This window comes from Absicoccus porci, assembly GCF_003725415.1.
Lineage (GTDB): Bacteria > Bacillota_I > Bacilli_A > Erysipelotrichales > Erysipelotrichaceae > Absicoccus > Absicoccus porci.
Map to the genome: position 1 here is coordinate 571,929 of NZ_RJQC01000001.1, position 11,832 is coordinate 583,760.

The window sequence follows — 11,832 nt, forward strand, 5'->3', positions numbered from 1 at the left end:
TACAGATAAGGGACTTCAATTGAAGTCCTTTTTTTTGCATGTTAAAATGCATAGTAGGTGATAAATATGATATATGATTTTGATAAGGTCATTGACCGTAAATATACAGATTCGATGAAATGGGATCTAAAAAATGTCAAAGCTCCGATGTGGGTGGCTGATATGGACTTCCAAGTTGCCCCAGCCATTCAACAAGCGATTTCAAATCGTTTATATCCGCAAGTATATGGTTATACATTGATTCCACCTGCTTTTTATACATCCATTCAAAAATGGTGGTTAGAACGTCATGGCATCCAATTTGAAAGAGAAATGATGCAATATGTAACGGGTGTATTACCAGCTTTAAACGCAATGATTCAACGCTTTACGCAGCCTGGCGATCATATTGTGATCATGACGCCTGGATATCATATGTTCCGACACATCATTGAAAATATGGGTCGTGTTTGTATTGAAAATCCACTTTTATATGTGAATGGATCATATATCATTGATTTTAATGAACTGGATCATCAACTAGCAGATAAAAAAACCTCAATGATGATCGTATGTAATCCACATAATCCAACAGGCAATCTGTGGGATCGTTTAGATTTGGAACATATCGGCAATGTATGTCAAAAACATCATGTCTTAGTTGTGAGTGATGAAATTCATTGTGACATCGTTCAACCAGGATACACATATGTACCTTATGCGAAAGCTAGTGAAACCTGCTGGAACAACAGTATTACTTTGGTCTCGTGTACAAAAGCTTTCAATGTCGCTGGTTTATCCAGTGCTTGTGTGATCATTCCTAATCCGGCATTATGTAAACAAGCCAAGATTGCCTTAGAACAAGCATTGATTACTGGAAATGGCTTTTTCAATGCACAGGTATCCATTGCTGCTTTTGAAAACAGCGGTGATTGGTTGGATGCGATGAATGCATATGTAGCTGAAAATAAAAAAATTGTAACGGAATTTATTCGTGAATCCATTTCAGAATTGCGTGTAGTCGAGAGTTTGGCTACCTATCTTTTGTGGATTGATTGCAGTCAATTGGTAGAGAATACCGATGGATTATGCAAATTATTGTTGGAAAAAGATGGATTGTTCCTATCTAAAGGATCGGATTTTGGTAAGAATGGACAAGCTTTTTTTCGTATGAATGTGGCTTTGCCACGTCAACAATTGTTAGAAAATTTATTATTGCTGCGTTCGGGCTTACACACACGAACAATGCGTCGCTATATAGAGGAGTATGATTGATAATATGTCAAAAAAGAAAGTGCAAAAAACCAATGCGATGCGCTATTTGGATCGTTGTAAAGTAAATTATGATGTGCATACGTATGAACACAAAGATACAGATCCTGTCGATGGAATTCATGTATGCCAAATGTTAGGGCAAGATCCAGTCAATGTTTTTAAAACCTTGGTAACACAAGCTAACACCAAAGAGTTTATTGTATTTATGCTTCCCGTTGCCGAAGAATTGGATCTGAAAAAATGTGCAAAAGTAGCTGGTGTAAAACATGTCGAAATGATTCATGTGAAGGATATCAACAAGATCACCGGATATATTCGTGGTGGATGTTCACCATTGGGCATGAAAAAACAATTTCGAACCTTTATTGATAAAAGTGCATTCGAACAAGCGCATATTTTCTTTAGTGGGGGAAAGATCGGTACACAAATTGAAATGGATCCCCACGATTTAATCAAAGTTATTCCTATGGAAGCTGCTGATTTGATAACGGATCATTAAAAAATGGCTACATCCAATGATGTAGCCACATTTTTTATTCAACCGATTGAAACAAAATGTCATTATAATCTGGAATTGGCCAAGCTTTCTTTGGCATATTCTCTTCAATCGTATCGGTAGAAGCACGAACCGCATTCATCAATGGTAATAACTCATCGGCTGCATAGCGACTGGCTTGATGAGGATCCGTAAAATCTTTCTGATTCATTGTTTCCAATTCATCCAGTTGTTTATCCAATGTCGTGAGTGGTTCGTTGATTTTTTTCAATACTTTGGCTTCCAAGGAAGCTTGGATACCAGCTTCTTTTTTCGTTTGCATGATGGTTGCTAATTCTGCCTCATATTCAAATACGGCAGGTAAGATTTGTTTTCGCAACATATAAGCCATTGTTTTTGATTCAATGTGGATCAATTGATAATAATTCATCAACAAGATGGATTCACGAGCATGTAATTCACTATCGGAATAGACATTGTGTTTCTCAAACAAAGCTAAGTTCTTTGGTTCTGTGTAATGAGGAATCGCATCGGCTGCGGTCTTAAATTCCAACAGGCCACGTCGTAAAGCTTCTTGTCGCCATTCTTCCGAATATCCATTTCCAGAATAGATGATGCGTTCATGTTCATTCAAAGATTTGCGAATCAAAGCGATGATATCTTCGGTTCGATGTTTTGAATCGCTCTTTTCTAATACATCCGCAAATTGCGTGAATTCTTCCGCAACAATTGTATTTAAAATCGTGTTCGGACAAGAAATGTTCAATTCCGAACCTAACATACGAAATTCAAACTTATTGCCAGTAAACGCAAATGGACTTGTACGATTTCGATCGGTCGTATCTTTGGAAATTTGTGGCAGTGAAGAAACGCCTAACTCTAATTTTGTATTGATATGATCGACATATTCTTTACCAGAAGCAATGGCCTGTAAGATGGCCGTAAGTTCTTCACCTAAATAGATTGAAATAATAGCAGGTGGGGCTTCATTGGCTCCCAAACGATGATCATTACCAGCTGTGGCAACACTCAAACGCAACAAATCCTGATATTCATCCACACCTTTGATAATGGCAGCTAAGACAGTCAAGAAACGGATATTGTCTTCTGGGGAATCACCAGGTTCAAGAATGTTTTCGCCTTTATCATCGGAAATAGACCAGTTATCATGTTTGCCCGAACCGTTGATACCATCAAAAGGTTTTTCATGAAGCAAACATACTAAACCATGATGATGAGCTACCTTACGCAATACTTCCATGGTTAATTGATTTTGATCACTCGCATAATTTAAGGAACTATATACAGGTGCTAATTCAAATTGACATGGAGCGACTTCTTTATGTTCCGTTTTGGCATAAACACCCAACTTCCATAATTCTTCATCGACTTCTTCCATAAACGCTTTTACGCGTTGTGTAATGTTGCCAAAATAATGATCATCCAATTCTTGTCCTTTCACGGGTGGACAACCAAATAACGTACGACCAGTGACCATTAAGTCCATCCGTTCTTTGTACCACTTTTCATCAATCAAGAAATATTCCTGTTCTGGTCCGACCGTTACATTTACTTTCTTAGTATCAAAACCCATTAAATTAAACAATCGAACACCGGCTGCATTTAAGGCATCAATACTACGAAGTAAACCAGTTTTCTTATCCAAACTAGAACCATCAAAAGAACAGAATAGAGTAGGGATATACAGTGTTTTGTCTTTCACAAAAGCATAACTTGTAGGATCCCAGGCCGTATAACCGCGCGCTTCAAAAGTAGCACGTAACCCTCCACTTGGAAAACTGGATGCATCCGGTTCACCCTTGATCAATTCTTTGCCTCGGAATTCACTAATTACATTGTTCGGTCCGGCCGGATTGATAAATGCATCATGTTTTTCAGCGGTGATACCTGTCATTGGCTGGAACCAATGGGTAAAATGGGTAGCGCCTTTCTGTGTGGCCCAATCTTTCATCGCATTCGCAACAATATCGGCAATTGAAGCAGGGAGTTCTTTGCCATTTTCCATCACATCCATCATGATCTTATAAACCGAATGTGGCAGATATTTTTGCATAGCTTCGGGTCCAAATACATCACAACCAAAATAATCATCAACGATTTTCATTTCGTAAACCTCCAACTATGTATATTCTAACATGAAATTTGTCCTAATAGAGTGAATGCGTTAAAATGTATCCATAAGGATGGATTTAGTATGTTTCATGTCCCAAAGGAATATCAAAAAAAAGCAAGTTTTTATCAATATATGATCGTATTTGCGGCCATTGTTGTGTTATTAGTCATGTACATTGGCTCCATTGGTCATTTTTTTGCTTGGATCATATCAATCATTTTTCCATTTATCCTTGGTTTAGGTTTGGCTTTTGTCTTTAATATCATCACCAATGCCTTGTTAAATGTAGGAAATCGTTTATTTCATATCAAAGATACGAAAATAAGCCGACGCATTTTAAATATTGTATCCATCTTATTATTTGTATTTATTATTTTGGCGTTTTTCTTTTCTATCGTTCCACAAGTGTTAGGATCGATGGAAAATCTCATTGATAATTTACCATCAACACTTCGGCATGTGAAAGCAACGGCTTTGCGAGTAACTGCTTTTAGTCCAGCATTGCAGCGAATCATTCGTACGATTGATGTAGAATCCATTAATGAAAACAATATTTGGAATCATCTAGCGGAAGTGTCCACTTTTGTGTTTGGTGATAGTAAGATGGTCACACAAGTCAATAATCTCATTTCTACTACGATTTCATGGATGACCACATTCTTTTTGGCTTTTGTGTTCTCGATTTTTGTGCTATTCAATAAAAAACGCTTTTTATCGGATGTGCGTCGCTTTTTTAAAGCCTATTTACCAAGAAATGCCTATGAGCAAGGCAATCACATTTATCATGTATTTAAACATACCTTTGCTCGTTATATTGGTGGGACTATTTTGGAATGTTTGATCCTAGGTACATTGGTTACTGTCTTTAGTACCATTTTCCATTTGCCATATTCATTGCTTTGTGGATTTGTAGTTGCGATTGGGGCTTTGGTACCGATGTTTGGTGCTTTGGTTGCAGCCATTCTTTGTTCTTTATTTATCATGCTGCAAAGTCCCACTCAAGGAATTACTTTTTTGATCATGTTTATTGCTATTCAACAAGTAGAAGGAAACTTTATTTATCCAAATGTAGTGGGTAAATCTGTGGGCATTCCATCGATGTATATCATTGTGGCCATTACTGTAGGGGCCAGTATTGGTGGGGTTTTAGGTATGGTCATCTTCATTCCTTTATTTTCATCCGTTTATCGATTGTTTCAAGAAAACGAAGATAAACGATTGTCAAAAAAAGAATTATATTGACATAAATAATGTCAGTACATTCTTTATGATATCCCTGAAAGAAGGGATTAAGATGTCAAGAAAGCAACTTGCCTTGCGGTTGTTGAATGCGGTTTGGAACGAAAATGAAAGCGAAGTATTATTTTGTCTGAAACAGGGTGCGAATCCAAGTTGGATTTTCAATGGATTTCCGATTTTGATGCATGCCATTTGTACTCAAAATCAGAAAATCATCGAACTATTGATTGATGCTGGTGCGAAACAAACACCGGAAGCTTTTGGTTTTGCGTTAGAACATGGCTATGAATCGGTGATCCAACCCTTAGTCGAACGTGGTATCATTCCCAAAAATTTTCAATCAAAGAAAGGATTTGGTGAATTTCCCCAACGATTTGCCTATTAGTGAGGATGTATGAATCGAACGAGTTTGTGTATAAAAATGTTGTTGCTTCTAAAAGCAAGAGGAAAAATGAATACCCAGCAATTAGCAGCTGAATTAGAAACGAATCCACGAAATATTCGTGAATTCAAAAAAGAGTTGATAACGGCTGGCTACAACATCAAAGAATATAAAGGACGTTATGGTGGATATCGATTGGATGAAACGAATTTATTTCCGGTCTTAGCTTTAACATCATCACAGAAACAAGCCTTAATCGAAGCCAGAGAATTTATGCATGCCCAAGGCTATGAAAATGAAGCAGATTTAAATGCGGCCATTGATAAAGTATTGAATTCTTCCTCTTCTTCACTACCAACGCAAAGAATCTATATGGATGCACCCATTCTTTCCATGACAACCAAAGAAAAAGATATGATGGAAACGATGCAGAAAGCTTTGGAACAAAAGCACTGCGTCCTTTTGACGTATCAAAGTCGCAATCAAGATCATGCCGATACATTTTTGATGGATCCCTATGAAATCATTCATTATCATGATGCCTATTATGTATTGGGTTATTCCCATAAACGCAACGATTATCGAATTTATCGCTTTTCGCAAGAACGGATGTTTTCATGTGTGTTTCAAGAACGAAAGTTTTTGCGTGATTCACATTTTCATATAGAACAATATATTGGCAAAAATTCCTTGATCAAAGGAGAATTTGTTCGTGTATCTGTACATGTAGATCCGGAAATACAGCCACAATTTCGAGAATTGTACTGGGGCATGGATATGCAAGAAAAAGAGGATGTGTTTCAATTTTTAGTGGAAGATTTCTTCACATTTTATCGTCAGTTATTTTCATTTCAAGATCAAGTGGAGATTTTGGCACCAGAAAATATTCGTGAAGAATACCAAGCACAATTGAAATTGATTTTGCGAAAATATATAGGATGAAGTATGATGAGACAGGTGAATACAATGATACATGCAAACGACTTGATTCAAGCGCAACGTTGTCCAAAATTGTGTTGGAATCATAAATATATTTCTATGCCTTATTTTAGCTTCTATCATATGGACATTCCTTTTTCGATGTTATGGAAACAATATCTTCATATCGAAGATCGACCATCGGGACAGACCAATGATACCAATGAAATGACATTGGCACGATTAAAAGAAACGGACGTTCTATTACATGCTCGATTTGAATATCAAGGCTGTCGCATCAAAATTCCGGTATTGAAAAAAATTGAAGAAGGGTATTTAGCCATTTATCCACATTTGAGTGCGTATCCTAAAGAAAGTGAAGCGACACTCATGAAAATCAATCAAATGATTGCTGCAAAAAATGGCATTTCGATTACCCAGCAAAAAATTCTGTACATTAATAAAGATTATGTTCGGAAAGATACGTTAGATTTGGATGCATTATTCTGTGAAAGTGATAAATTATTCAATCGCCGAAATAAATTGCATCACACGATTGCTGAATGCATGGATGCCTGTCAATTTGATCTGGACGAATGGATCAAAAAAACCCAAGAATTATTAGATGTCACGAAACCGCCAAAATATGAACGAACCAAACAATGTACGGCCGGACGTCGTTGTATATTCTATTCGCATTGTTTTGACGAAAGTGATTTACCCGATGATTCGGTTTTATTTTTAACGACATCCCAATATAAATTAGATGCCTATAAAGACAATATTGTTCATATCAAAGATATGCCTTTGAATCAAATGGAAGGGTATCGTCTGCAATATGCACAAGTCATGGCAAGCCGAAATGGCTATTATATGGATCGCATAGCGATGGAACATTGGCTGAAACAAATTCAATATCCCATCTCCTATTTAGATTTCGAATGGGATACCTTTGCGATTCCTCCCTATAAGAATATGAAACCATTTGATGTATTGTGTTTTCAATATAGTCTTCATGTGGAAGATAAAGAAGGAAAATTGATTCATAAAGATTTTTTTGGTGCTAAGGATTGTCGGCAAGCTTTTATTGAATCTTTGATCGCATCGATTCCCCCAACAGGAAGCATATTGGTTTATAATATGGAAGGTGCAGAAAAATTGCGATTAAAACAACTCAGTGAACAATTTCCTGTTTATGCCGAAAAGTTAGATCAAATTTGTTCCCGAATGATTGATCTATCCAAACCATTTGAATTAGGCATTTTCTATGACAACCGTATGCGAGGACACTATTCTTTAAAGAATGTATTGCCTGTTTTCACAAAAGAATATTCGTATACAAAATTGGATATCCAAAATGGCTTGCATGCGGTTCAAGCGTATCGACACTTTGATCAAGAAGATGCGGAAGAACAAGAACAAATTCGCGAAAATATTCGAACCTATTGTTCCATGGATACGTTTGCGGAATATATCGTATATCATGGATTGATCCATTTAGTGAAGGAGGAATAAACATGCCAAATATTTACACGCATGTCATCTTTGCACAAGAACTTGTAAATACGACGATGACATCAAAACAAAAAGATATGTTAGAAAATCGTTCTCAATTGTATGAAATTGGTGCAAATGGACCCGATTATCTATATTTTCATGGAACGACACCAAAAAAGGTAAAAGAAAAAAGTCATGTTCGAACCTTAGGAAAATATTGTCATCGCCGAGGTATCAATGATTTTTATCATCAAGCATTGGAAGTCATTCGCAATGAAAAAGAAGCGGATGTAAAACAAGATGAAATTGCCTATATCATGGGGCATTTAACCCACTGGGCATTGGATTCTACAACGCATCCATATATTTTTTGGCGTACCGGAAGCGGGGATTCCGCAAGTCAATTCCGTCATCATCGTATGGAGTCGTTATTAGATGCCATTGTTTTGAAAATTAAAAAAGGAAAGACCATCAAAGATTATAAGGTTTATAAAGTTTGTGAAGTAGATATCGATGATGTCCGTGCCATTGCTCGTATTTATGTGAATTGTGCAAAAAAAGTATATGGGGTACAAGCCAAGCCTCATGAAATCTTGCAGGCACTTAATGAGTGGGCACAAATTCAAAAGCTTTTATATGATCGAAAAGGAAAGAAGTTAAAAGCTTTTCAAACGATTGAAGAAACCATCAAACAATCGGGTTTGGTTTCGGGTATGATCGTACCGAATGAGCCCGATGATCCATGTGATGTTTGTAATCTTCTTCATAAAGAATGGAACCATCCATGTGATGCCGATATGGTATCGACAGATAGCTTCTTAGATTTGTATGACCATGCTCTAAAAAGAGCGCAAAAAGCCATTGATTTATTTTTAGATGCTGTGGATGATTCGGCCAAAGAAGAAGCTTTCTTGTCGTATTTAAATAATCGCAATTATACAAAAGGATTACCAGATAACCCACCAATGGTATATTTTGATCCCGATTGTGAACGAAATGGAGAATTAATGTTGAAAGAGCAGAAGTGATTTCTGCTTTTTTAATACTTCGTGACGAATGCATGAATTTTTTGTATAATATTTTCAGTCTTATGAAAATGGATGGGTGATAAAAATGTATAAGATTCTAAAAAAAGAGGTGCTGAATCCTACGGTCACCAAACTAGTCGTAGAAGCACCTTTTGTTGCGAAACACGCAAAAGCAGGACAATTCATCATTTTGCGTGTCAATGAAGACAGTGAGCGTATTCCGTTTACGATCGAAGATGCCAATCCCGAAACCGGTGCTGTTTCGATTATCTTCCAGATCGTTGGCGGTATGACGATGCTTCTGAACACGAAAGAAGAAGGCGACTATATCCATGATTTCGTCGGTCCATTGGGAAAACCAAGCGAGATTGATGGCAACAAGAAAGTCGCTATCATCGGTGGCGGTGTGGGCTGTGCCATTGCGCTGCCAACAGCCAAAGCGTTCCACAATGCTGGAGCCGATGTCACTTCGATTACCGGATTTCGAAATAAAGATCTTGTGATCCTGGAGGAAGAATTCAAAGCAAACAGCGATGCATTCTATTTGATGAGCGATGATGGAACAGCCGGTGAAAAAGGATTAGTCACAAACAAGCTGGAAGAACTGATCCAGGCGGGTGAAAAGTTTGATGAAGTCGTAGCGATCGGACCATTGATCATGATGAAGTTTGTGTGTCTGACCACCAAAAAATACGATATTCCAACGGTCGTATCGATGAATCCGATCATGGTCGATGGAACCGGCATGTGCGGCTGCTGCCGATTGAGCGTTGGCGGCCAGATGAAGTTTGCGTGCGTCGATGGACCAGACTTTGATGGCCATCAGGTAGATTTTGATGAAGCCATGTCACGCAATAAGACATATGCCGATTTTGAAGCACATGCCCGTGAGAAAGCATGCAATCTGTTGAAAAAGGAGGTCGAGTAAGATGGCCAATATGGAACCAAAGAAGACAGCCATGCCAACCCAGGATGCCGATGTACGCAAGAACAATTTCGATGAAGTAGCCCTGGGCTATACGGAAGAGATGGCCGTATTTGAATCGACCCGCTGCCTCAACTGCAAGAATCCAAGATGCGTAGCTGGATGTCCCGTGAATATCCACATTCCGGATTTCATTGCGAAGATCACAGAAAAAGATTATGAAGGAGCCTACCAGATCATTTCATTGACGAGTTCTTTGCCCGCTGTCTGCGGCCGTGTGTGTCCGCAGGAAAGCCAGTGTGAAAAGAACTGTGTGCGCGGTATCAAGGATGAACCAGTCGGTATCGGTCGTTTGGAACGATTTGTGGCGGATTATCATCGTGAACACAATAATACACAGGCAGAAAAGCCGGTATCCAATGGTCATAAGGTAGCAATCGTAGGTGCCGGACCAAGCGGATTGACCTGTGCGGGGGATCTGGCCAAAAAAGGCTATGAAGTCACGATCTTTGAAGCACTGCATGAAGCCGGCGGCGTATTGATGTATGGAATCCCGGAATTCCGTCTGCCAAAGGCCATCGTAAAGAATGAGATCGAACAATTAAAAGGACTGGGCGTAAAGATCATCACCAACTTTGTGGTTGGGCGCAGTGATACCGTTGGTGCCTTGATGGAAGAAGATGGCTTTGAAGCGGTATTCATTGGTTCCGGAGCCGGACTTCCACGCTTTATGAATCTGCCAGGAGAAAACCTAAAAGGCGTATTCAGTGCCAATGAATTCCTGACCCGGATCAATTTGATGAAGGCCTATCAGCCAGATGCGAATACACCAATCTATTATCCGAAGAAATGTGTCGTTGTCGGCGGTGGAAATGTAGCGATGGATGCGGCTCGATGTGCCAGACGATTAGGAGCCGAAGTCCATATCGTGTATCGACGCAGCATGGAAGAGCTGCCAGCCCGAAAAGAAGAAGTTGAACATGCCCAGGAAGAGGGTATCGTCTTTGATCTGTTGAACAATCCAGTAGAAGTATTAGGTGATGAAAATGGCTGGGTGAATCAGGTACGCTGCATCAAGATGGAACTGGGCGAACCGGATGAATCCGGCAGAAGAAGACCGGTACCGATCGAGGGCAGTGAATTTGAGATCGATGCCGACTGCATGATCATGGCAATCGGAACGAGTCCAAATCCATTGATTCGATCGACCACAGAAGGATTGGAAGTCAATCGTAAAGGATGTCTGGTCGTGGATGAGAATTTGATGACGACCAAAGAAGGCGTATATGCCGGTGGTGATGCGGTCACAGGTGCGGCTACGGTCATCAGTGCCATGGGTGCTGGAAAGCATGCGGCGGCTTCAATTGATGCGTATTTATCGAATAAATAGGCTTATATATTTTTATTTTACTTTATCTTTTCAAAACAAAGATATGTGTTATAATTATACGCGATAGGAGGTTGTTCCATGGGATTTATGGATAAGATTCATGAATTTGTCAATCCAGAAATGGAAGAAGACGAATACGAAGACGACGAAGAAGTGGTAACAGGTGCAGATACGGAAGAAGAAAATCAAGAAACACAAAACCGTTATGAGCGCCCAAAAAACCGTGCGAATACAAATGCTTTGAGTGCAAGCACCAAGATGGTTCTATTTGAACCCCGTGGATTTGGTGAAGTAGAAGAAGTTGGTACACGTTTAAAAGAAGGACGTGCCGTTGTAGTTAATTTACATAAATTAGATCGTGATTATGCACAACGCACAATTGATTTTTTGACAGGTGTGGTTTTTGCGTTAGATGGTAAAATTCAAAAGATTGGTCAAAATGTCATTTTATGTTCTCCAGCAGCTATCGATGTAGCTGGTTCTATCTCGGTTGACGATACGGACGATCTTGACGAAGAATAGCCATTTCAATAAGAGAGGTCATGAGGAGTTTATCGCAAAGGTTCAAG

At 38.9% G+C, this 11,832-nt stretch carries 11 protein-coding genes; 10 read left to right on the top strand and 1 reads right to left on the bottom strand.

The window, feature by feature from the left end:
* Positions 1-66 precede the first annotated feature (66 nt).
* Positions 67-1,254: a MalY/PatB family protein gene (locus EDX97_RS02890; RefSeq protein ID WP_128519683.1), complete on the top strand. Its 1,188-nt coding sequence runs from the start codon at positions 67-69 to the stop codon at positions 1,252-1,254.
* A 4-nt stretch (positions 1,255-1,258) separates the two neighbouring features.
* Positions 1,259-1,753, top strand: a complete 495-nt coding sequence (ybaK, locus tag EDX97_RS02895; protein ID WP_128519684.1) for a Cys-tRNA(Pro) deacylase — start codon at positions 1,259-1,261, stop codon at positions 1,751-1,753.
* A 34-nt stretch (positions 1,754-1,787) separates the two neighbouring features.
* Here ybaK and EDX97_RS02900 read toward each other — a convergent pair whose 3' ends face one another.
* Positions 1,788-3,875 carry a glutamine synthetase III family protein gene (locus EDX97_RS02900; RefSeq protein WP_128519685.1) on the bottom strand — a complete coding sequence of 696 codons (2,088 nt, stop codon included), beginning with the start codon at positions 3,873-3,875 and terminating at the stop codon, positions 1,788-1,790.
* 90 nt (positions 3,876-3,965) lie between these two features.
* Here EDX97_RS02900 and EDX97_RS02905 point away from each other — a divergent pair, with 90 nt between their 5' ends.
* From EDX97_RS02905 to EDX97_RS02940, 8 genes are all read left to right on the top strand, one after another.
* On the top strand, positions 3,966-5,126 hold the full coding sequence (locus EDX97_RS02905; RefSeq protein ID WP_128519686.1) for an AI-2E family transporter: 1,161 nt from the start codon (positions 3,966-3,968) through the stop codon (positions 5,124-5,126).
* Between the two features lie 52 nt (positions 5,127-5,178).
* The gene (locus EDX97_RS02910; protein ID WP_128519687.1) at positions 5,179-5,508 is read left to right on the top strand and encodes an ankyrin repeat domain-containing protein; all 330 of its coding nucleotides are present in this window, start codon (positions 5,179-5,181) and stop codon (positions 5,506-5,508) included.
* A 9-nt stretch (positions 5,509-5,517) separates the two neighbouring features.
* Positions 5,518-6,447 (top strand): helix-turn-helix transcriptional regulator, encoded by a 930-nt coding sequence (locus EDX97_RS02915; protein ID WP_128519688.1) that lies wholly within the window; start codon positions 5,518-5,520, stop codon positions 6,445-6,447.
* A 24-nt stretch (positions 6,448-6,471) separates the two neighbouring features.
* Positions 6,472-7,938, top strand: a complete 1,467-nt coding sequence (locus tag EDX97_RS02920; RefSeq protein WP_245977981.1) for a DUF2779 domain-containing protein — start codon at positions 6,472-6,474, stop codon at positions 7,936-7,938.
* 2 nt (positions 7,939-7,940) lie between these two features.
* Positions 7,941-8,948 carry a zinc dependent phospholipase C family protein gene (locus EDX97_RS02925; RefSeq protein ID WP_128519690.1) on the top strand — a complete coding sequence of 336 codons (1,008 nt, stop codon included), beginning with the start codon at positions 7,941-7,943 and terminating at the stop codon, positions 8,946-8,948.
* Between the two features lie 85 nt (positions 8,949-9,033).
* Positions 9,034-9,876: a sulfide/dihydroorotate dehydrogenase-like FAD/NAD-binding protein gene (locus EDX97_RS02930; protein WP_128519691.1), complete on the top strand. Its 843-nt coding sequence runs from the start codon at positions 9,034-9,036 to the stop codon at positions 9,874-9,876.
* Position 9,877: 1 nt separating this feature from the next.
* Positions 9,878-11,263 carry an NADPH-dependent glutamate synthase gene (gltA, locus tag EDX97_RS02935; RefSeq protein ID WP_128519692.1) on the top strand — a complete coding sequence of 462 codons (1,386 nt, stop codon included), beginning with the start codon at positions 9,878-9,880 and terminating at the stop codon, positions 11,261-11,263.
* A 78-nt stretch (positions 11,264-11,341) separates the two neighbouring features.
* The gene (locus EDX97_RS02940) at positions 11,342-11,785 is read left to right on the top strand and encodes a cell division protein SepF (protein ID WP_128519693.1); all 444 of its coding nucleotides are present in this window, start codon (positions 11,342-11,344) and stop codon (positions 11,783-11,785) included.
* The last annotated feature ends 47 nt before the right edge of the window (positions 11,786-11,832 follow it).